Here is a 19,861-nt window from a genome sequence, read left to right as displayed (position 1 = left end):
ACCACGACTGCGCGTTCAGTCGACGGCGGCGCCGAACCACTTGGGCAACCAGCCGAGCAGGTCGTTCTGATCTTCGCCGACCCAGGCCACGTGGCCGTCCGGTCGCAGCAGCGCCGCGGGTACGTCCAGTTCCTCGCTGACGTCGACGACGTGGTCGACCCGGTCTGCCCATCCCGCGACCGAGAGCCGGCCGGTCTGGTCGAGGAGCAGCCCGCGGCCGCCGTGCATCAGCGCGTAGAGGCGCCCTCGCTTGAGCGCCACGTCCCGCATCCGCCGACCGAGCAGTTCGTGGCCCCCGCCGAAGTCGTAGCGGACCCCGATCGCCGTGATCTTCTCGATCAGGTACCGGTTCACGTCCTCGAAGTCCATCAGTTCCGACAGCAACCGGCGCACCGACCGGGGCCCCGGCTCGGTGGAGATCAGTTCCATCTGCGCGCGGGTGTTGTTCAGCACGTCGGCGGCCACCGGGTGCCGTTCGGTGTGGTAGCTGTCCAGCAGGCCGTCCGGTGCCCAGCCGTTGACCTCGGCGGCCAGTTTCCAGCCGAGGTTGAACGCGTCCTGGATGCCAAGGTTGAGCCCCTGCCCGCCGGTCGGCGGGTGGACGTGCGCCGCGTCGCCGGCCAGCAGCACCCGGCCGACCCGGTAGCGCTCGGCCTGCCGGGTGGCGTCGCCGAACCGGGACAGCCAGCGTGGTGAGCGCACGCCGAAGTCCGTGCCGGCGAACACCCGCAACTGCTGCTTGAACTCCTCGAGAGTCGGCGGGACCGTGCGGTCTTCGGCCACTCCCTCGGCGGGCACGCCCACGCGGTACACCCCGTCCCCGAGAGGCATGGCACCGAACCGCAGTTGGGTCTTGCGGACTTCCGCGACGACGGCGGCGACCGTCGCCGGATCCTCGGTCACCTCCATCTCGCCGAGTAGCGTCTCGACCTTGGTGGGCTCGCCAGGGAAACCGACGCCGAGCAGCTTGCGCACCGTGCTGCGGCCGCCGTCGCAACCGACGAGGTAGCGCGAGCGCAGCCGCGTGCCGTCGGCCAGCTCGGCGGTCACCCCGTGGTCGTCCTGGTCCAGCCCGACCAGCTCGCAGCCGCGCCGGATCTCGGCGCCGAGTTCGGTGGCGCGCTCGGCCAGCAGGCGTTCGGTGATGGGCTGCGGGATACCGAGGACGTAGGCATGCGCGGTGTCCAGCCGGTCGGGCGAGGGCTTGTCGATGCCGGCGAAGAAACCGCCGAGCGTGTACTGCCGGCCGTGCGCGAGGAACCGCTCCAGCAGACCGCGCTGGTCCATCACCTCGATGCTGCGCACGTGCAGGCCGAGGGCGCGGACATGTCTGGTCGGCTCCGCGTCCTTCTCCAGCACGAGCACGTGCACACCGTGCAGCCGCAACTCGCCGGCCAGCATCAAGCCGGTCGGTCCGCCGCCGGCAATGATCACGTCGAACATGAATCGCCCAATCACTGAGGGTGCGTTTCGGCCAGCTGCTCCGCACGGTTCGGCGGCGCACACCCGCGAGCACACGTACTTCGCGAATCCCCGATTTCCGCAGGTCTGGCTTCGCCGGAGATTTTGCGGCATGACCCGGGTCTTGCCGCAAGCCCCCCAGTGCGCTATACATTGAGAGTGGCAAGGAGTAGGTTCCTTGCCTTTTTTCGTGCGCTGTGGACGTGTCGGCGTGTGCGGACGCGGGGCTGGGGACGCCGTGCCGCGCGCTTCCAGCTCCACGTCCGCGACCGTTTCGTTCCGCGGCTATCTCGGACAGCTCAGAGTGAAGCTCGACGTCGGCTCGTCTCGGGGTGCGGCTTGCCGGTCGCCGCCCGACGCGCTCTCCGTCCGGCCGCGGCGAGATCAGTCTGCCGCGGCGAGCAGTTTCGACGTCTCCCAGAACTCGATGGCCATGTGCACCGCGTGTCCGTCGACCAGATCCTTCGGCGTCTTCGGCGGGAAGAACGCGCCGAGTTTGACGGCCAGGCCGCTGGTCAATGGTTTGAACTGGTGGTACGCGAGGACGTTGATGTCGGTGCCGTCGCCGGCCAGCGTCGTGTACCCGGCGGTGAGCAGCCGATAGCCGGTTTCCCGCTCGACGGGCACCTTGATATCCGGATCGGTGATGACGTCCACCTCCGACGGGCCGCCGTACATGCCGAAGGTCTCCATGGCGCGCATGCCTGCCTCGTGCCCGTACAGGAAATAGTGGTCAGGGTTGATCCGTGCGTAATTCGAGTGGAAGGCGTCGCCGTCCGTCGCGTTTTCGCGGAATTCGTCGATGGTGATTCCAGTCACGGTGAGATCGGCGAAGGCGGCCCGCATCGGAGCTCCGTCAGGTGCGTCGTTGGCGTCCTTCCACATCTGGTCGGAGGTCCGCAGTTGCTCCTTGTAGAGGGTCTTGATGCCGTCCACGTCGTACGACTGTCGCGCCGCAATGCACGCCTCGCGTGCGTCTTCGGCGCTCAGGCGGTTGATGTCGTCGTGCGAGAGGAGCTTTCCCGCATATCCGATTGCCGCGCCGAGGCGCTTCATCTCGTGAAGGACGTGCAGATGGCGGTCGTGCTGCACCCGTGCGAGGTGCTCAGGCCAATAGTGCCGACCGTCGATCGAGCACGAGAGTTCGAGTTCGCGCATGATTCTGCCTTTCTCGGGAGCGGCCGGCTGGTCCGGCCGTTGTTCGGTACGGCGAGGCAGCGGCCGTAGAAGGCGTCGGCGGCCCGGCCGGCGGGGGCGGGGTGTCAGGCGGCGGTGCGTTCGCCGGCGGGGCGGCGGCGCAGACTGGTCTGCTGGAGAGCCGGCGGCACGTAGGCCTGGTCGAGCGTGCCGACGTCGGTGCCGGGCGGGACGATCTCGTCGATCCGGTCGAGGATGTCGTCGGTGAGCGCGACGTCCATGCCGGCGAGCAGGTCGTCGAGGTGGCTCATCGTGCGCGGCCCGACGATCGCGCTGGTCACGCCGGGATGGGTGATCGCGAACGCCATGGCGAGGTGGGTCAGCGGCAGGCCCGCCTCCTCGGCGAGCGCGACGAACTGCTCGACGGCGTCGAGACGGCGCTCGTCGTTGAGGTGCTTGAAGAAGCCGGCGCGGCGCAGTTCGTTCTCCCGGCCCTTGCGGACGCGCCCGGTGAGCAGTCCCTGCCCGAGCGGTCCCCACACCAAGGTGCCCACCCCGTAGCGCTGCGCGACCGGCAGCACCTCGCGTTCGATGGCGCGGTTGAGCAGCGAGTACGGCGGCTGCTCGGTGTGGAACCGTTCCAGGCCGCGCCGCTCGGCGGCCCACTGGGCTTCGACGATGTCGGACGCCGGCATCGTGGACGTTCCGATGGCACGGACCTTCCCGCTGTGAATCAGGTCGGACAGCGCGGAGAGTGTCTCCTCGATGTCCGTGGTGGGGTCCGGCCGCTGGATCTGGTAGAGGTCGATGTGGTCGGTCTGCAGGCGGCGCAGCGAGTTCTCGACCGCGGTCATGATCCAGCGCCGGGATGCGCCCTGCTGATTGGGATCGTCACCCATCGGGCGGCTCACCTTGGTCGCGAGGACGACATTGTCCCGTCGCCCCTTGAGCGCCCTGCCGACGACCTTTTCGGAGTCGCCGTAGGCATCGGCGGTGTCGATGAGGTTGATTCCCGCGTCCAGCGCTTTGTGGATGATGCGGGCCGAGTCGTCGGGATCGGGGTTGCCGATGGACGTGGCGAACATCAGTGCGCCGAGTGCGTAGGGGCTGACCTTGATACCGGTCCGGCCGAGCGTGCGGTACTGCATGCGAATCATGCCTTCCTTCGTCAAGAGATCCGGGGAATCCGTAGCGTCGGCAGACCCAGGTGACGCGCGTCGAGCTGTGCTGCAGTGGCTCGTCTCGTTGCCCCTGCGAGGGCGCCGTCGGTCCGCCGATCCGGCTCCCAGCGTGCTGCGGTGCCGGCGCCGGCGGGAGAGACGCCCTTATCCGGGGACGGGCAGTCCCTGGCTGCGTCCGGCGTCCCGGGCCATGGTGGTGGTGTGGACAGAACCGAACTGGCCGACTTCCTGCGCCACTGTCGTGCCCGGCTCACCCCTGCCGACGTGGGGCTGTCGCAGGGCGCGCGGCGGCGCACCCCGGGACTGCGCCGGGAGGAGGTGGCGCAGTTGGCGGGCATGTCCACCGACCACTACACGCGGCTGGAGCAGGCCAGGGGCTCGCGCCCGTCCCGTCAGATGCTCGCCGCCGTCGCCCGCGCGCTGCGGCTGACCGGCGACGAACGGGACCACCTCTTCCATCTGGCCGGTGAGGAGCCGCCGCGGGACCGGCAGGCCACGCAGCATGTCCGCCCCGGCCTGCTGCTCGTCCTGGACCGGCTGACCGACACCCCCGCCCAGGTGGTGAGCGACGGCGGCGACGTCCTCGCGCAGAATGCGATGGCCAAGGCACTTCACGGTGACGTGTCCGCCCGCCCCGAGGCGGAACGCAACGTCGTCTGGCACTACTTCACGGACCCGTCCGCGCGGGAGCTCTTCCCGGCCGAGGAGCGTGACCGCGCCGCCCGCGCGGCGGTGGCGGATCTGCGCGCCACACTCGCCCGCCGTCCGGACGACGCGCGGCTGGCGGGGCTCGTACGCCGGCTCCGCGCCCGCAGCCAGGAGTTCTCGGCGCTGTGGGACACCCACGACGTCGCCGTGCGCCGCGCCGACGTCAAGCGCTTCCTGCATCCGGTCGTCGGCCTGCTGGAGTTGGACTGCGAGGTACTGCTGAGCCCAGAGCACGACCAGCGGCTGATCGTCTACACCGCCCGCCCGGGCAGCTCGTCCTATGAGCGGCTGTCGTTGCTGCGCGTGGTCGGCCTCCAGGACCTGACCCGAGGCTGAGCCGCTACGCCCGGTCCGCCGGCGCCCGCAGCGGCGATACGGCTCCGGCTTGACGGGCGGTCACCCGGCCGGTTCGTAGTGGGTCAAGGCCATCACACTGTGGGGCGTTGCCTGCTGTCGTGCGGGCCGGGGCGGGTCCGGGAGCGGAAGGTGCGGCGGTAGGTGTCCGGAGGCACGCCGACCGTGCGGTTGAAGTGGCGGCGCAGGGTCGTGGCGGTGCCCATGCCTGTGGCCGCCGCGATGGTGTCGATGCTGTCGTCGGTGGTCTCCAGCAGTTCCTGGGCGTGGCGGATCCGCTGAGTCAGCAGCCATTGCAGCGGGGTGGTACCGGTCACCGACCTGAAGTGGCGGCCCAGGTTGCGCGAGCTCATCCGCGCCTGGCGGGCCAGGTCCTCCACGGTCAGCGGCTGGTCCAGCCGTTCGATCACCCAGGGGAGCAGTTCGGCGAGCGGGTGGTTGTCCGGCGCGGGCACCGGGGCGGTGACGAACTGGGCCTGGCCGCCGTCCCGGTGCGGCGGCACGACCAGGCGGCGGGCGACCGTGTTGGCGATCGACGAGCCGTGGTCGAGACGGACGAGGTGCAGGCACAGGTCCATGGCCGCGGCTTTGCCGGCGGAGGTGAGCACGCTGCCGTTGTCCACGTACAGGACGTCCGGGTCCACTTCCACCCGGGGGTAGCGGGCGGCCAGGTCCCGGGTGTGCGCCCAGTGCGTGGTCGCGCGCCGCCCGTCCAGCAGCCCGGCGGCGGCCAGCACGAACGCGCCCGTGCAGAGGGAGGCTATGCGGGCACCTGCCTCGTGAGCCGCACGCACGGCCTCCACCAGGTCGGCGGGTGGATCCACATCGACGTCGGCCCAGCCCGGAACGATCACGGTGTCGGCGCGCGAGAGTTCATCGAGGCCGTGATCGGGTTCCAGCCGGAACCGGCCGACCCGTACGGCGACCGGCCCGCAGACGGTGACGTCGTACCAGGGGACCGTTACGTCGGCCGGGGCGGCGGCGAAGACCTCGTACGCCAACGACAGCTCGAAGTGCAGCATTCCGTCGGTGACGGCCAGTGCGACAGTGTCCACGTCCGAAATTGTATGGATCATGGCGTTCCAGACACTCGCAGCGGGATGCCCGCCCTCGCCAGGATGTTCACGACAGATCGCAGCAGGTCATATGAGCACGGGGGAGAAACCCATGGGATCAGGGCCCACGGTGGTGGTGTTCGGCGCATACGGGCACACCGGCCGGTTCGTGGTGGCGCAGCTGCGGGATCGCGGGTTCGTCCCGATCCTGTCCGGCCGCGACGCCGACAAGCTGAAGCTGCTGGCGGAGTCCGAATCCGGACTGGAGGCGCGCCCGGCGTCGGTCGACGACCCGGACTCGCTCGACCGCGCACTGGCCGGTGCGGCGGCCGTGATCAACTGCGCCGGACCCTTCGCCGCGACGGCCGCCCCCGTGATCGAGGCGGCACTGCGCGCCGGGGTCCCTTATGTGGACGTGGCGGCCGAGATCGAGGCCAACGTCGACACCTTCGCGCACTTCACCGACCGCGCCCGCGCCGCCGGAGCGGTGATCGTCCCCGCGATGGCCTTCTACGGCGGTCTCGGCGACCTGCTGGCCACCGCCGCGATGGGCGACTGGACTTCGGCCGACGAGGTGCACATCGCGTACGGGCTGAGCGGTTGGCACCCCACCGCCGGGACGCGCGCCTCGGGCGTGGTCTCCCGGGAGCGGCGGGGCGGCCGACGCGTTCGCTACACGAACGGGGGGCTGGAGTACCGCGATGACGACTCGCCCACCCTGGAGTGGTCCTTCCCGGACCCGATGGGGCCGCGGGCCGTCATCGGCGAGTTCACGATGGCTGATGTCGTCACCGTCCCCAGCCACCTGTCAGTCCCCGAAGTGCGCACCTACATGACGGTCGAGGCGGCCAGGGACGTATCGGCCCCGGACACACCGACGCCAGCCCCGGCCGACGAGCAGGGGCGATCCGCGCAGACCTTCCTCGTCGACGTCATCGTGCGCTCCGGCGGCGCTGAACGGCGCGCGGTGGCAAGCGGCCAGGACATCTACGCCATCACCGCCCCGCTGGTGGTGGAAGCGGTCGACCGCATCCTCACCGGACGGACCAGGACCGTCGGCGTCGCCTCCGCTGGCGAGATCTTCGACGCCGCCGACTTCCTCCGCGCGCTGTCCCCGCACATCTCCGTGGAACTGCGCTCGTAGCGGCTCCACCACCCGCGTTGCGCGCCGGGCGGCTGTGGTTGCGGCATGTCTTCGTCACCGCAACCAAGCCGCGGTTCCAGCGCCCGTCCCGGCGGCGCGGGCGGTCGCGGTGATCGCCCCGCCGATCCGGATCGGCGGGGCGTCGCGGGTCTGGGCTCGTTCGCCCGGGCCTTCCAGGCGCCTCGCTCCTGGGCGCGTAGACGGCAACCCTGCGCTCGTCCGTTGATAGAGGTGTTGTGGCACGTTAGAGAGAAGCGGTTTCGTGGCGGCGTTTTCGACCGGTGCTCAGGCGTTCTGCGCGGGCAGTGGCTGTCAGGGCCACTGCGGTCATGGCGGACAGGAGGCCCCAGGCTGGTGTGAAGCTGCCGGTGAGATCGGTGAGCAGGCCGAGCGCGGGCGGCGCGAGGATGACGGCGATCTGGTTGACGGCCATGGCCAGGCCGAGAGCGAATCCCGTCTTGGCGGGTGGAGCCGATTCGGCCACGTAGGCGACCCATGGGCCGTACCAGCCGAAGCCGAAGAAGCCGAGCCAGGTGAACAGGAGGCACGCCACCAGCGGTGATTGCCCGGCGGGCGTCATCAGCGCCGTCATCCCCGCGATCACGGCGGCCATGCAGGCCATGACGGTGGGGTGGCGGTCGGCCCCGCGGTCGCTCCAGGCCGCCAGGCAGATGCGACCGGCAACGCCCGCCACCTGGGCGGCCACGAGGATGAGGGCTGCGGAACCGGCTCCGACAGACGTCGTGTCGTGGAGATACAGCACGGTCAGGACGAGCACGCCGCTCTGCACCGAGATCAAGGTCGTCCCGGACAACATGATCTTCACCATGGACGGTTGGCGGAGCATCCGCAGCCGGGCGCCGAGCCGCGATGTGAGCGAGGCGTGCGGCGGCCTGTCGTGGAGGACGGGCGGGGTGGGCGGCTGACGGTACAAGCCCATGAAGACACCGGCTCCCAGCAGCGCGACCAGGCCACCGGCCACCAGCGTCACCCGCCACCCGAACGTCTCGGCGAGGAAGGGCAGCAGGGCCGCTGACAGCGCGCCGCCCAGCGGCAGGCCCGCCTGGCGGACGCCCATCGCGAACCCTCGCTGGGACGCGCCGAACCAGGACGCCACCGACTTGCTTCCGCCGGGCTGAACGGTGCTGTACCCGGCGCCGACGATCAGCAGGACGAGCAGCAGCGACAGATATCCCGGCGCCATGCTCCCCATGCTCAGGCCCGCGGCCACCACGCAGGCGCCGACCCCGACGACCCAGCGCTCGTTGTAACGGTCCAGCAGCTCCCCGGCCACGAGCAACCCGATCAACGGGACCAGCTGGGCCGCCGACAGCAGCAGCCCCAGCTGGCTGGTGCTCAGGTTCAGGTCACGTTGAAGGTGGATGCCCATCGCCCCGATGCCCTGAACGAAGAAGGCGGAGGCGGCCTGGGCGAAGGTGGCGATGCCGAGGATGATCCAGCGGTATCGCGGGCCGCCGACGCTCATTCGGCTCCTTGCTTCGGCTGTGATGTCACCGGGCCGGCCGAGGGTGATGCGGGTGCCTTGGGCATGTCACGCTCCGAGTCCGGGGGAGGGGGGAGGGGCCCTATCGGGCAGCGCTGCATTCGTCGGGGAGAAACAGCTGCGAGCGTTCTGCCAGGGCTTTGGGAGTGGTCCAGCGGTCTGTTACGGACGCCAGTACAGCGACGGGTCGGGGTGGTCGACGAAGCCGAGGTCGCGGTAGAGCGGAGCGCCGTCGGTGGAGGCGTACAGGTCCACGCGGGCGACGTCACGCTGCCGGAACCAGTCGAGCAGGCCGTGCATGATCGCTCGGCCGTGGCCGCGTCGGCGGTACGCCGGATCGGTGACCATGCCGATCACGTGTCCGACGCGTCCGTTGTGCGAGTGCGGGCCGGGAAACCACTGCTCGACGGTGCCGATGCCGCAGGCGGCCAGACCGTTGTCGCCGTCCACGACCAGGATCCGCGTGTCGTCCTCGGTCAGTTTCTCCTTCAGGACACGGGCGAGGGCGTCGCGCCAGTCGTCGCCCGCCGAGGGCGGGTTGAAGAAGTCGCCGCCGAGGGTCTCGAACAGCAGTGCCCGCAGGCGTACCAGCTCCGCGACGTCGTCGTCGACGGCCTGCCGTACATCGGTGTGGTGATCGGTGCCCATGCCGACCAGCCTGATGTAATGGGCTTGTGCACCTCAACCCTTACGGCGAGGCGGTCGTGAACCTGGCCGCGGACCTGGCCAACCGGCCCCCGGCGAGCGCCGAGGAGCTCGCGGACCGCTGCCGCGCGGCCGGGCTTGTGCTGGAGTGCCCGGTCACGCCGCAGGACCTGGACCGTGCCCGCACCGTGGTGGCGGCGTGGGAAAGGGTCGTCGACGCCACCGACGAGCACGAGCGCGCCGAGCTGCTCAACCGGATGCTGGCGGAGTCCGCCTCCCATCCGAGGCTGACCGACCACGCCGGCGAGGGCTGGCATCTGCACTACCGCGACGACGGGCAGCCGCTCGGCTCCGTACTGTTCTCGCTGATCTCGGTCGGTACCGCGCTGCATCTGGTGGGACGGGGCATGCACCGGCTCCAGCGGTGCGCCGTGACCGAATGCACCACGATCTTCGCCGACACGTCCCGCACAGGACGGCGGCGTTACTGCACCCAGCAGTGCGCCAACCGCGACGCGGTCCGCCGGCACCGCGCGCGAGCCGGCCTGCCGGCGAGGGAGCCTAGCTCTGCGGAACGTCCTTGACGAACACGATCCCGTCGCTTCCGGCCAGGTGCACCGGGTCCAGCGGGGAGTAGCCGTAGTAGGAGGACACGCGGGGGGCGGGCCGCGCGTCGCCGAAGGCGGCGGCCAGCCGACGGGTGTCGACAAGGTAGTGGTCCTCCGGGAACGTGTAGAGGAGCCCTTCGACGGTGTGGGACGGCGGGGTGGCCACGCCGTGGTGGTGGATCGTGCCGAGGGCTGTGGCCAGGAAGGCGTACTCCGGGCCCAGGTGTGCGCTGACGATCGCGCCGGCGCCCCACCACTCCGCCAGCACGTCGCCCATCCGCATCGTGGACCTGTGCCGCTGGAGATGGCCGTTGTGGGCGTGGGCCAGCGTCGGGCCCTGTTCGGCGATGGCGAGGAGGTTGGCGGCCATCATCTGGTCCCGCGCGCTCACCAGCCGCGTCATGCGGCTTGGTGAGGGGTCGGCCATCCAGTAGTGGTAGCGCAGCAGGCCGATGGCGGTGCGCCCGTACAGGCGCGCCCGGTCCCAGTCGTCCCGGGAGGTCGCCTCGATCAGGTGCGGGGTTTGCGCGTCGAGCAGGGCCACCAGGTCGTCGGCGAGCAGCCGCAGTTGCTTGGCCTCGGCCGACTGCCCCACGGATTGGGACGGGTCCATCATCGCGGCGGGATTGGTCCACCGGTCGTCGGCGCCGAGCAGGCGGTCGAGGGTTTCCGTGGTGCAGGGCAGCAGGTCGGCGTCCACCAAGGTTGCGAGGTAGCCGTGGAGTGTCGTGAGGGCCTGTCGGGGGCTTGCGGCGGCGGTGATCTCCAGCGGGCCGTCGAACCCGGCGAAGCGCAGCCGTTCGGACGCGGGCCGGCCGTCGTTGTAGGAACGCATCCAGCGCACGAGTTCCCGGTTGGCCGCGAACGCGCCCCACCCGTGGCTGAATCCACGCTCCATGACCTCATCGAGGCTGCCCGTTCCCGAGGTGACGTAGTCGTCCACGACCAGGCCCATCAGGCAGTCGCTCTCGATCGCGATCCACCGGTACCCCTCCCGCTCGACAAGCTGCCGGAACAGCTCATTGCGCAGGCCCAGCAGAGTGTCCTCGCCATGAATGGGCTCGCCCAGGGCGAGCACCCGTGGCCGGGCCGGGAGCAGTTTCATCACGGCGGCGGCATCGACGGCATGGGCGGTGTCCTTGGTAGCCATGCATTCAACGCTATCGTTGAACTTTCGAGTGAAACTTCCTAGCGATATTCGATGGAACTCTCGACAAAACCTTCAAAGCGATGGAGGGCTCAGACCGGTAGACCTGGGGCGGGGGCCGCTGCCCAGGGCGGTCTTGCCGACGCCGCGGTGGTCGGGGGCGGCCACGGCCGGCCGCCAGAGGGATGGACGCCGAAGGCGGCGGCGCCGCGCAGCATGGAGCCGGTGTTGAACGGCTGGGCGACCGACTCGCCAGCCCCCCGGGCGCCTCGGTGCGGCGACGCCAGTCGCGGTTGAGGCGTTAGCCGTGGGCGCAGCAGCCCCCGGCCTCGTCGCGAGATCGTGCCGGCGGGGTCTCCCGCTATGGCCGGCCGTCTTGTGGTCGAGAGGACTGTGGTGCGGGTAGCGGGAGCGCCAGACCGGTCTTGATGGTGTCGAAGGCGACCAGGGTCTCGTAACGCCTGATGTTGTCGTCGGCCTTGAACAGGCGGTCGCCGAGGCGGCCGCATTCGCGCATGCTCCGCGCGGCCAGGACGACCACGTAGTTCCATGGTCCTGCGACCCGGTAGCACTGCTGGACCTGCGGGTCCGCGCGCATCCGTTCGGAGAAGGCGCGGTGGTGCTCGAAGGACTCCTGGTCGAGGGTCACCAGGACCGTGGCCAGGACGGTGGGGCCGAGGCGGTGCGGGTCGAGGACGGCGACCTGCCTGGTGACGAGCCCGTCCTTGCGGTAGCGAGCGATCCGCCGCTGGACGGCGCTCGGTGACAGCCCGATCTGTTCCCCGAGGTCGTGCAGAGTGCGTCCGGCGTCGTGCTGGAGCAGGTCCAGCAGCAGGGCGTCGATCTCGTCCAGGCGGGGTGGCGGCGCTTCGGGCATGCAAGATTATTGCGTCGCGGCGCGATATTTCTCAATCGCTTCGATCGGGAGTTCGAATAGCGTCGGCCGGGTCGGCAAGCCGCTCAGGAAAGGCGACAGGCATGGACCTGGACGTGGCGCGGATCGAGCAGGCCACGCGAGTGATCGACCCGGTGTTCCTCAACACCCCGCAATACCTCGACGAGCAGTTGTGCCGGGCGCTGGGCGGCCGCACGGTGACGGTGAAGCTGGAGACGGCCAACCCGGTGCGCAGCTTCAAGGGCCGGGGCGCCGATCTGATGCTGAGCACACTCGCCCCCGGCACGCCGGTGGTATGCGCCAGCTCGGGCAACTTCGGGCAGGCCGTCGCCTACGCGGGACGGGCCCGCGGGATGCCGGTCGAGGTGTTCGTTCCCGAGACGGTCAACCCCGCCAAGCGGGAGCGGATGGAGACCTTCGGCGCCCGGGTCGTCGAGGCCGGGCCGGACGGTTCGTCGGCACGCAAGGCCGCAGCCGCCCACGCCCAACGCCATCCTGACCGCGTCTACCTGCAGGACGGTCTGCAGGCGGCGATCGCCGAGGGCGCCGGAACGATCGGACTCGAATTGACCCGCGACGCAGGTGAGCCGGGCTTCGACGCCGTCGTGCTCCCCGTCGGCGACGGTGCGCTGATCAACGGCGTGGGGCGCTGGATGAAGGAGCACGCTCCCGGCACCCGGATCGTGGGGGTCAACGCCGAAGGCGCCCCCTCGATGCTGGAGAGCCTGCGCGCGGGCCGCGTGGTCCGCCTCGACCGTGTTCGCACGTTCGCCGACGGGATCGCGGTGCGCGGTCCGCTGGAGGCGTCGGTGCGGCGGGCCCGCGTCCTGGTGGACGAGATCGTCCTGGTGCCGGACGAGGCCATCGCCGCCGCCATGGAAGTGGCGGCGCGCACGCTCGGGATCGTCCTGGAACCGGCGGGGGCGGCGGGCCTGGCGGCGATCGCCGAGGGTGCGGTCGCCGGCGACCGATTGGCGACGGTGCTGACCGGCGCCAACCCGCGTCCCGAACAGGTCAGGGAGCTGGCGGCCCGGCTCACGTGCCCCGCGTGAACGTCGAGTTCCGCCGGACGCACGACTTTCTGAACAACAAGGAGAAGACATGAGCGAGACCACTGCTGTGAATCGGCCCCCGGAGCCGGACTTCTCGGCGATCACGACCGAGGAACTGATCGCCTACCGCGCTGCGGAGAACGGCTGGCGCGCGTCCGGCGCGGCGCGGGCGATCCTTGGGGATCCAGATCCCGGGGCCGCGATCGAGTGGCAGGACATCGCGCTGCCGGGCCGCGACCTCCCGGTCCGGGTGTACCGGCCGGTGTCGACGGGCGACGGTGAGGCCGCCGTCCGGACCGGCCTGCCACTCGTGGTCCATGTCCACGGAGGTGGTTTCGTGGGCACGGCGGTGCAGTGCGACTGGACCAACAGCCACCTCGCCGCCCGGCTGCCCGCGCTCGTCGTCTCGGTCGAGCACCGCCTCGTCGCCCCGGACAGCCCGCTCGCGAACGCCGCCGACGACGGCTGGGACGTGCTCCAGCACGTGATGCGGCACGCCTCGCAGTGGGGCATCGATCCGACGCGCACGGCCGTGTTCGGCGAGAGCTTCGGCGCGCTGATCAGCGCCCTGACGGCCATCCGGGCCCGGGAGGCCGGCATGCCGCTCAAGGCGCAGGTGATGGTCAACCCCGTAGTCGACGTGACCGAGACGATGTACGACTACCCCTCCATGGCCGAGCACGCCTACAGCCCGACCCTCGCCCTGCCGCAGCTACGGCTCTTGCAGCGGCTCGCCGTGCCCCCGGGAACCGACGCCCGCGCATTCTCGCCGCTGTACGCGGACGACCTGAGTGGGCTCGCCCCCGCGCTGGTCGTGGTGCCGACCCAGGACGCGGTCGCCGACCATGGCCGCCGCTACGCCGAGCGGCTGCGGGTGGCCGGGACGTCCGTGCGACTCACCGAGTATCCGGGAGCGCGGCACGCGTTCCTCACCCTGCCAGGAGTGGAACCGCAGGCGGGGGCCGCCCAGGCGGAGATCCTCGAGTTCCTGCGGGCCTCCCTCACCGCGTGAGGCGAAAACACCAAGTCGCCCTCGCCTGGCTCCTCACCCGCGGCAGCCATCCCCCGGCAGCTTGCGCCACCCCCGCCTGTGCGCATGCAGGTACGGCTAGGAGTCCGTGAATGCCCGCAGCACGACTTCGCGTAGCTCCGTGACGCCCTGTCCCAAGTCCCGCCGCGCCTCGTCGGCGTACCTGATCGCCCGGTACGCCGCGATCGCGGGAGCGACCGGTTCCGTCGCCTGGACGAGCGCCTGGACCGCCATGGCATGCCCCGGTTCCGAATAGGACACGCCATCCGGATATCCGCGCAGGCTACGCATCGCCTCGGCATCGACGGGCCGCGCTCTGTGCGCCGTTCCGTGGCCCGCACCGCGTGCCGGCATGGGCTTGGGGCTGAGGCGAGCCGGCTGTGAACCCACCGATCGCGCCATCCGCTCCAGGAGCGCGGGCCGTTGCGGCCAGGCCGAGAGAGCCTCGGCGATCACCGGATGGTCGGCGATGCCCGCGACGGTCACGGCGTGCTCGGCCGCGGCCAGAGCCGCCCGTCGCAGCGTCGCTTCGCCGGCTGTGCGGAGCGCGTCGCCCAGCGCCCCGTCCAGTTCGGGAAGCAGGAGCCGCCCGTCGGCGTCGCGGCGCGGCCACGGCACCAGCGGAACGGCGACGAACTCTCCGTTCAGCCACTCGGGCGTGCACACCTGCCCGGTGAGCCGGGCGGCCAGCGCGAACATGGCGCTGACCTTGTTGTCCCAGCTGATCCCTGCGAGCGCCGCGTCGATGCGACCGGGGTCGGCGCCGTGCACGGATCCCAGGGCGCCGTCCGAGAAGTCCGCCAGCACCCGCCCGCGCTCGGCGAATGCGAAATGGGTGAGCATGTTGACGTTCCAGAACACGCTGACCGCCCGGGAGTCACGCGAGGCCCGGGTCAGGGCTTCGGCGCGGATGCCTTGGGCGCCGTTGGCCTCGAGGGCGACGACCCAGCCGCCTCGGCGGACGAACAGCGCCACCGGCAGCCCGGTGTGCGGCCCGCCGCCGGACATCCGTTCGGCGGCGACCAGCGCCTCACCGAGCGGCCGGACTCCCTCGACGCGCAGGGCGTGGTCCATGCGGCCGCCGAACGCGGCGGCGACGCGCTCCACATCGTCGTCCTCGATGAAGGTGACGCACGCCGCCACGCCGAGGGACGTCTCGTCGATCCAGTCGAACGCGTCTGTCGCAGGCCACCCCTCCATGCTGGACGTCTATCACTCGCCACCGACACTGAAATGAGGCCGTGGACGCCGCCGCGCCCGCCGGGAGTCACAGTCCGCCTTAAATAACTTGACTGGAATATTCCTTAAGAGGAATATTCGTCTCGTCTCGACGGCGCCGCTCGCTGTGTCGTCAGTCGCATCCGGGAGGAGCCATGGAGAACGACGCCTTTCAGTCGAGCCCGCTCGCGAAGGTCGAGTGCCGCGCCACCGACGACGGGTGGACGCTGGTGTTCGTCCGCGACCTGTCCCATCCGCCGGAGAAGGTGTGGAGGGCGTTGACCGATCCGGCGCAACTGCGCCAATGGGCGCCCTACGCCGCCGACCGCGATCTGGGCAGGCCCGGTGACGTCGTCCTGACGATGATCGACGACGGGGGTGCGGGGGAAGTGGCGGCCACGGTCATCCGCGCTGACCGGCCGACGCTGTTGGAATACAGCATGGGAACGGACCTGCTGCGTTGGGAGCTGACCGCCACACCGTCGGGCACCCGTCTGGTCCTCCAGCACACCGTCAAGGAGCGCGACTGGGCACCGAAGGCGGCGGCGGGCTGGCACCTGTGTCTCGACGTCGCGGAACGCCTGCTCGACGGGGCTCCCATCGCGCCCATTCGCGGCGCCGACGCGGTCAACTATGGCTGGAACGAACTGAACACGGCCTACTGCGACAGGCTCGACATCCCGAACACCGGACTGCCCGATCACCTCACCTAGTCCGCGCCAGGCCGCCGCTCTACGGTGGGCCCGCCGCCGCGCGAGCGGACTGGTGACCTGGCATGACCTGGTCTGCGGGTCGGCGGTGGACCGTCCGGCGGTCGTCAGGTGGGCAAGGTGACCGATGCGGCGTTCCCTTTGGTCGCGTGCAAGCCGTTCAGAGGGGCGGGCCGGTGGCGGTGACTGGTGAGAGATATCGCGTTCGGGGTCTGTCAGCGGACGCCTCTTGGGCGGTACTGGATGCTGATTCGAGGGCCGGAGTCCTTGGCGCTCTTGGGGATGCTGTGCTCCCAGGTGCGCTGGCAACTGCCGCCCAGGCCGAACAGCACGCCGCGGACGGACAGGTCGGTGAGAATCTGGTTCGCCTCCGCCATGTTGCGCGCGAACCGGTCGAACTTGGTGACGGTGAACACGCTGCCGTCCCAGACGGCGGCGAGCGCCCGTTCGAGTCCGGCCCGGTTGCGGCGGGTGGTGCCGGAGAACCCGCGGTCGATGTAGATCCGGTCCTGTGGGACGCCGATCGCGAGCAGTTGCTCGGTCTGGATCATCACGTCATGTTCGTCAGTGGAGCAGCGGGCGTAGCCGACACGGGGCCCGCTCATGCCCTCCAGTGTTCCGGATAGCCCCCCAGCACCGGCACATGAACCGGAACAGCCTTACGGAACACCTCGACCTGCGACTCCACTCCGGCCGTCTGCTGATCCGGTAGACGATCCCCTAACGGAACAGCCCCCGGTGCAGCATTCGAAGGCGTTACACCGCCTGGAGGAGCAGTTACTCCGAGCTTGGGGTGCGGCGGATGGTGAGGACGGCGACGTCGGCGTCGAATGACCGTAGGATCTGGCGGTTGATACCGTCCTGCCGGACGCGCCGGGCCTCGGCCAGCCGCTGCCCTTGGCGAGCAAGCGCCTGGGCGGCGATCAGCACTCCGCGCCATGGCCGCCTCCTGATATTAGAAACCACTTTTCCGGCATCGCCGCCTTCCGCACTTCGGGGGCGGCTTTCCTCGTCCGCCCTCGAAGTGCTGCGTCATGGTCATGGCTATTGGGTCGTGGCCGGGCAGAACTCGGCGGAGAGCACGTCGGTGAAGGTGCTCAGCGGCGTCCAGTCGCCGTTGACCTGGCTGGCGACACGGTGCCAGCCGTCGCGGCTTCCCATGGCGTAGGTCCAGGAACCGTAGGTGGCGCCGCCGTTGCCCCAGACGCTCACGCCGCACGGCAGCTTCTGCTCGAAGACGCCCAGCCCGTATCTGGTGCCGGGGATCCAGCCCGATCCGTCGGTGGGGACGGTGGTGAGCATCTCCCTCAGCTGTGCGGCCGGCAGGATATGCCCGCCCAGCAGGGCGGTGAAGAACCGGTTGAGGTCGGTCGTGGTGGAGATGATGCCGCCAGCGGTCCAGGCGACGGACTGGTTCATCTCCGTGGCGTCGTAGATCTCGGGCTGGGGGTCCTGGGAGAACAGGACGGAGTAGTGCACGGGGTGGGGGCCCGGGATCCTGGGGTCGGTGCCGGGCAGGGAAGTGCCGGTCAGGCCCAGGGGACGGATGACGGTCCTGGTGAGTTCCTGCTCGAAGGTCCTCCCGGTGGCCTTCTCGACGATCATCGCGGCGAGGATGTAGTTGGTGTTGGAGTAGCGGAAGTGCTCGCCGGGCTCGCCGGTGGGCGGATGCGCCAGAGCGATCTTCACCAGCTGTTGGGGGGTGTAGGTCTCGTAACGGTGCTCGAACCACGCCTCGCCCTTTCCCTTGGCGAAGAACTCCTCGTCATTGGTGTAGGCGTAGATGCCACTGGTCTGGTTGAGCAACTGCCTGATGGTGATCTTGCTGGCGTCGTAGCCGGTGCCGTCGAACAGGCCGGGCAGCCACGTGTCCAGGGTGTCGTCCAGGCTCAGCCTGCCCTCGGCCACCAGCTTGAGGACCACGGTGGCGGTGAAGGCCTTGGTGGCGCTGCCGATGCGGAATCGCTCCTGCTGCTGGCGCTTGCGGCCGGTCCGGGTGTCGGACACGCCCGCAGAGCCGAACCAGGCGCGCTGGCCGTCGCGGAGCTCGGTGACGATGCCGGGGGCGCTCTTGGTGGCCACCGCCTGATCGAGCACGCGCTGCACCTCGGAATGCCCAGGAGCCGGTGCCGCGGATGCGGGGAGAGCCGTCGCTGCGATCGCTGCGGCGATGAGCAGTCCCGCCTTGGCTGACATTGATGCGATCACGTCGATTCCTTTCAGGGTCGTGGAGCAACAGGCCGCCGGGTGCGAGGCGGCAACGGGGTTTCCGCACGCCGAACCCGTGGGTCTCGACGCGATCGCCAACATTCGCGACAGACGAAAGCTAACTTGCATTCGCGATTCTGTCAAAGATCATGAAGGTAAGGTTCGGGAAGCTGACCCGGGAATCTGCTTAACTTGCAATGAGTATGAGCATGAATGCAAGCAAGTGAGACTTGCAATGAGGTAGGGCGAACGCAAGACTGTCACCATCCGCGCCCGCACGAACAGGAAGGCATCGCCCATGCCCGGAGGCAGGCTCACCCGTCACGAGCGGCAGCAGATCGCCGACGGACTGGCCGAGGGCCTAACCCACACCGAGATCGCCACTCGCCTGGGCCGGCCGCTGTCCACCATCACCCGAGAAGTGGCCCGGAACGGCGGTCCCGACGGCTACCAAGCCGACCAGGCGCACCGAGATACCCGGGAACGCGCTCGCAGGAGCAGACCGGCTCCTACGGCACGGGGCTCCCGGGCGGTCAGCGATTTGGAGGAAGAATTCGCCGCGATCATGGTCAGCACCGGGTTGTCGCGCATGACCGCTCGCGTGCTCGCTGGCCTCTACCTCACCGACAGCGGCAGTCTCACCGCGGCCGAGCTCGCCCAGCACCTTCAGGTCAGCCCCGCCTCCATCTCCAAGGCCATCGGCGAACTCGAACAGCAAGAGTTGATCCGCCGCGAACGCGACCCCCGCCGACGGCGCGACCGCTATGTCATCGACGCCGATGCCTGGTTCCGAGGTTGGATGGCCAGCGCCCGCCAGAACGCCCTGCTGTCCGACTTCGCCCGGAAAGGAGCTGAAATACTCGGCACAACCTCGCCCGCCGGAGTCCGGCTACGGGACATCGGCGACTTCTTTGAGCACGTCGGCCACGCCATGCTCCAAGCCGCCGAGCAGTGGCAGCAGGCCTATATCGCCAGACAAGCAACCGGGGACCGCTCGGCGGTTTCCCAGTCGGACCCAGCCCCCGCCGCCAGAAGGCCTTGAGCCCGACCACGAACCGCCGTCAGGCGACAGAGCAGATGCTCGTACCAAGCCGACCGGCTTCAGAGTCAACCTCGGCGACGGCCGGTCGGACGAGTTCCGTCGCACAGGTGGCGGCTGGTAACAGCGCTCTTACCGACACGCCGAAACGGGGTTCTTCGACGTCACGGGTAGGTGTGTATCCCGCACCCCGCCCGGCAGCGCGCCTGTTCGGCCGCGCCGGGGCCAGAACAAGAGGCTGGACTGCACGGAACGAAAAGTCACGCCAACATCAGCTGAGACGCTCGCCTAACGCGACTTTTCGTTCCGATGCTGGTCGACCCCCAAGTCATGGAGAACGACGCCTTTCAGTCGAGCCCGCTTGCGAAGGTCGAGTGCCGCGCCACCGACGACGGGTGGACGCTGGTGTTCGTCCGCGACCTGTCCCATCCACCGGAGAAGGTGTGGAGGGCACTGACCGATCCGGCGCAACTGCGCCAATGGGCGCCGTACACCGCGGATCGCGACCTGGGCAGCCCCGGTGGCATCGTCCTGACGATGATCGACGAAGAGGGTGCGGAGGAACTGGCGAGCATGGTCATCCACGCGGAGCGGCCGACGCTCTTGGAATACAGCATGGGAACGGACCTGCTGCGTTGGGAGTTGACCGCCACATCGTCGGGCGCCCGTCTGGTCCTGCAGCACACCGTCAAGGAGCGCGACTGGGCGCCGAAGGCGGCGGCGGGCTGGCACCTGTGTCTCGACGTCGCGGAACGCCTGCTCGAC

19 protein-coding genes are annotated in these 19,861 nt (G+C 69.8%); 8 read left to right on the top strand and 11 right to left on the bottom strand.

Translation table 11 applies throughout. The annotated features are described in order from the left end of the window. Positions 1-15 precede the first annotated feature (15 nt). The 3 genes from rox to ABD811_RS12655 all read right to left on the bottom strand — a co-directional run bounded on the left by rox (position 16) and on the right by ABD811_RS12655 (position 3,755). Complete coding sequence (rox, locus tag ABD811_RS12665) at positions 16-1,443, bottom strand: rifampin monooxygenase (RefSeq protein ID WP_344945726.1); 1,428 nt, start codon at positions 1,441-1,443, stop codon at positions 16-18. A gap of 402 nt (positions 1,444-1,845) precedes the next feature. Then, positions 1,846-2,619, bottom strand: a complete 774-nt coding sequence (locus ABD811_RS12660; RefSeq protein ID WP_344945723.1) for a hypothetical protein — start codon at positions 2,617-2,619, stop codon at positions 1,846-1,848. 104 nt (positions 2,620-2,723) lie between these two features. Next, a complete protein-coding gene (locus ABD811_RS12655; RefSeq protein WP_344945721.1) occupies positions 2,724-3,755 on the bottom strand; it encodes an aldo/keto reductase in 1,032 nt (343 codons plus the stop codon). 225 nt (positions 3,756-3,980) lie between these two features. Here ABD811_RS12655 and ABD811_RS12650 point away from each other — a divergent pair, with 225 nt between their 5' ends. Beyond that, entirely contained in the window at positions 3,981-4,823 is an 843-nt protein-coding gene (locus tag ABD811_RS12650; protein ID WP_344945719.1) for a helix-turn-helix transcriptional regulator, read from the top strand. A gap of 92 nt (positions 4,824-4,915) precedes the next feature. Here ABD811_RS12650 and ABD811_RS12645 read toward each other — a convergent pair whose 3' ends face one another. After that, on the bottom strand, positions 4,916-5,896 hold the full coding sequence (locus ABD811_RS12645; RefSeq protein ID WP_344945717.1) for a DJ-1/PfpI family protein: 981 nt from the start codon (positions 5,894-5,896) through the stop codon (positions 4,916-4,918). A gap of 112 nt (positions 5,897-6,008) precedes the next feature. Between ABD811_RS12645 and ABD811_RS12640 the strand changes: the two genes are divergently transcribed. Continuing rightward, positions 6,009-7,040 carry a saccharopine dehydrogenase family protein gene (locus tag ABD811_RS12640; protein WP_344945715.1) on the top strand — a complete coding sequence of 344 codons (1,032 nt, stop codon included), beginning with the start codon at positions 6,009-6,011 and terminating at the stop codon, positions 7,038-7,040. Between the two features lie 244 nt (positions 7,041-7,284). On the opposite strand, the gene ABD811_RS12635 is transcribed toward ABD811_RS12640, so the two are convergent. Both ABD811_RS12635 and ABD811_RS12630 read right to left on the bottom strand, forming a co-directional pair. Next, a complete protein-coding gene (locus tag ABD811_RS12635) occupies positions 7,285-8,526 on the bottom strand; it encodes an MFS transporter (protein ID WP_344945713.1) in 1,242 nt (413 codons plus the stop codon). A gap of 180 nt (positions 8,527-8,706) precedes the next feature. After that, positions 8,707-9,192: a GNAT family N-acetyltransferase gene (locus tag ABD811_RS12630; protein ID WP_344945711.1), complete on the bottom strand. Its 486-nt coding sequence runs from the start codon at positions 9,190-9,192 to the stop codon at positions 8,707-8,709. A gap of 26 nt (positions 9,193-9,218) precedes the next feature. Between ABD811_RS12630 and ABD811_RS12625 the strand changes: the two genes are divergently transcribed. Further along, positions 9,219-9,773, top strand: coding sequence for a CGNR zinc finger domain-containing protein (locus tag ABD811_RS12625; protein WP_344945708.1), 555 nt, complete (start codon positions 9,219-9,221; stop codon positions 9,771-9,773). Here the strand turns inward: ABD811_RS12625 and ABD811_RS12620 are convergent. Both ABD811_RS12620 and ABD811_RS12615 read right to left on the bottom strand, forming a co-directional pair. Next, positions 9,751-10,947, bottom strand: coding sequence for an erythromycin esterase family protein (locus ABD811_RS12620; RefSeq protein WP_344945706.1), 1,197 nt, complete (start codon positions 10,945-10,947; stop codon positions 9,751-9,753). The genes ABD811_RS12625 and ABD811_RS12620 overlap by 23 nt on opposite strands. A 358-nt stretch (positions 10,948-11,305) precedes the next feature. Continuing rightward, positions 11,306-11,821, bottom strand: a complete 516-nt coding sequence (locus ABD811_RS12615; protein WP_344945704.1) for an Lrp/AsnC family transcriptional regulator — start codon at positions 11,819-11,821, stop codon at positions 11,306-11,308. Between the two features lie 101 nt (positions 11,822-11,922). On the opposite strand from ABD811_RS12615, the gene ABD811_RS12610 reads away from it, so the two are divergent. After that, a complete protein-coding gene (locus ABD811_RS12610) occupies positions 11,923-12,891 on the top strand; it encodes a threonine ammonia-lyase (RefSeq protein ID WP_344945701.1) in 969 nt (322 codons plus the stop codon). Between the two features lie 49 nt (positions 12,892-12,940). Continuing rightward, positions 12,941-13,903, top strand: a complete 963-nt coding sequence (locus tag ABD811_RS12605) for an alpha/beta hydrolase (RefSeq protein WP_344945698.1) — start codon at positions 12,941-12,943, stop codon at positions 13,901-13,903. A gap of 96 nt (positions 13,904-13,999) precedes the next feature. Here the strand turns inward: ABD811_RS12605 and ABD811_RS12600 are convergent, their stop codons facing one another. Beyond that, positions 14,000-15,121, bottom strand: a complete 1,122-nt coding sequence (locus tag ABD811_RS12600; protein ID WP_344945695.1) for a DUF6461 domain-containing protein — start codon at positions 15,119-15,121, stop codon at positions 14,000-14,002. Between the two features lie 173 nt (positions 15,122-15,294). On the opposite strand from ABD811_RS12600, the gene ABD811_RS12595 reads away from it, so the two are divergent. After that, positions 15,295-15,852 (top strand): SRPBCC family protein, encoded by a 558-nt coding sequence (locus tag ABD811_RS12595; protein ID WP_344945692.1) that lies wholly within the window; start codon positions 15,295-15,297, stop codon positions 15,850-15,852. 212 nt (positions 15,853-16,064) lie between these two features. Here ABD811_RS12595 and ABD811_RS12590 read toward each other — a convergent pair whose 3' ends face one another. Then, complete coding sequence (locus tag ABD811_RS12590) at positions 16,065-16,454, bottom strand: recombinase family protein (protein ID WP_344945689.1); 390 nt, start codon at positions 16,452-16,454, stop codon at positions 16,065-16,067. A gap of 439 nt (positions 16,455-16,893) precedes the next feature. Next, positions 16,894-17,946, bottom strand: a complete 1,053-nt coding sequence (locus ABD811_RS12585; protein WP_344945686.1) for a serine hydrolase domain-containing protein — start codon at positions 17,944-17,946, stop codon at positions 16,894-16,896. Positions 17,947-18,355: 409 nt separating this feature from the next. Here ABD811_RS12585 and ABD811_RS12580 point away from each other — a divergent pair, with 409 nt between their 5' ends. Both ABD811_RS12580 and ABD811_RS12575 read left to right on the top strand, forming a co-directional pair. After that, entirely contained in the window at positions 18,356-19,099 is a 744-nt protein-coding gene (locus tag ABD811_RS12580) for a GbsR/MarR family transcriptional regulator (RefSeq protein WP_344945684.1), read from the top strand. A 306-nt stretch (positions 19,100-19,405) separates the two neighbouring features. Further along, positions 19,406-19,861: SRPBCC family protein (locus tag ABD811_RS12575; RefSeq protein ID WP_344945680.1), on the top strand; the 456-nt coding region annotated here is incomplete at its 3' end.

Source organism: Actinomadura miaoliensis (assembly GCF_039536785.1).
GTDB classification, from domain to species: Bacteria; Actinomycetota; Actinomycetes; order Streptosporangiales; family Streptosporangiaceae; genus Spirillospora; species Spirillospora miaoliensis.
The sequence above is the reverse complement of the archived record's forward strand: the minus strand, read 5'-3'. Positions and strand labels throughout refer to the sequence as shown.

Bases quoted from the DNA above. Each gene is read 5' to 3' on its own strand.
- ABD811_RS12630 (WP_344945711.1), bottom strand. From the start codon at position 9,192: ATGGGCACCGATCACCACACCGATGTACGGCAGGCCGTCGACGACGAC.
- ABD811_RS12655 (WP_344945721.1), bottom strand. From the start codon at position 3,755: ATGATTCGCATGCAGTACCGCACGCTCGGCCGGACCGGTATCAAGGTC.
- rox (WP_344945726.1), bottom strand. From the start codon at position 1,443: ATGTTCGACGTGATCATTGCCGGCGGCGGACCGACCGGCTTGATGCTG.
- ABD811_RS12640 (WP_344945715.1), top strand. From the start codon at position 6,009: ATGGGATCAGGGCCCACGGTGGTGGTGTTCGGCGCATACGGGCACACC.
- ABD811_RS12660 (WP_344945723.1), bottom strand. From the start codon at position 2,619: ATGCGCGAACTCGAACTCTCGTGCTCGATCGACGGTCGGCACTATTGG.
- ABD811_RS12600 (WP_344945695.1), bottom strand. From the start codon at position 15,121: ATGGAGGGGTGGCCTGCGACAGACGCGTTCGACTGGATCGACGAGACG.
- ABD811_RS12595 (WP_344945692.1), top strand. From the start codon at position 15,295: ATGGAGAACGACGCCTTTCAGTCGAGCCCGCTCGCGAAGGTCGAGTGC.
- ABD811_RS12615 (WP_344945704.1), bottom strand. From the start codon at position 11,821: ATGCCCGAAGCGCCGCCACCCCGCCTGGACGAGATCGACGCCCTGCTG.
- ABD811_RS12610 (WP_344945701.1), top strand. From the start codon at position 11,923: ATGGACCTGGACGTGGCGCGGATCGAGCAGGCCACGCGAGTGATCGAC.
- ABD811_RS12620 (WP_344945706.1), bottom strand. From the start codon at position 10,947: ATGGCTACCAAGGACACCGCCCATGCCGTCGATGCCGCCGCCGTGATG.
- ABD811_RS12590 (WP_344945689.1), bottom strand. From the start codon at position 16,454: ATGAGCGGGCCCCGTGTCGGCTACGCCCGCTGCTCCACTGACGAACAT.
- ABD811_RS12580 (WP_344945684.1), top strand. From the start codon at position 18,356: ATGCCCGGAGGCAGGCTCACCCGTCACGAGCGGCAGCAGATCGCCGAC.
- ABD811_RS12605 (WP_344945698.1), top strand. From the start codon at position 12,941: ATGAGCGAGACCACTGCTGTGAATCGGCCCCCGGAGCCGGACTTCTCG.
- ABD811_RS12635 (WP_344945713.1), bottom strand. From the start codon at position 8,526: ATGAGCGTCGGCGGCCCGCGATACCGCTGGATCATCCTCGGCATCGCC.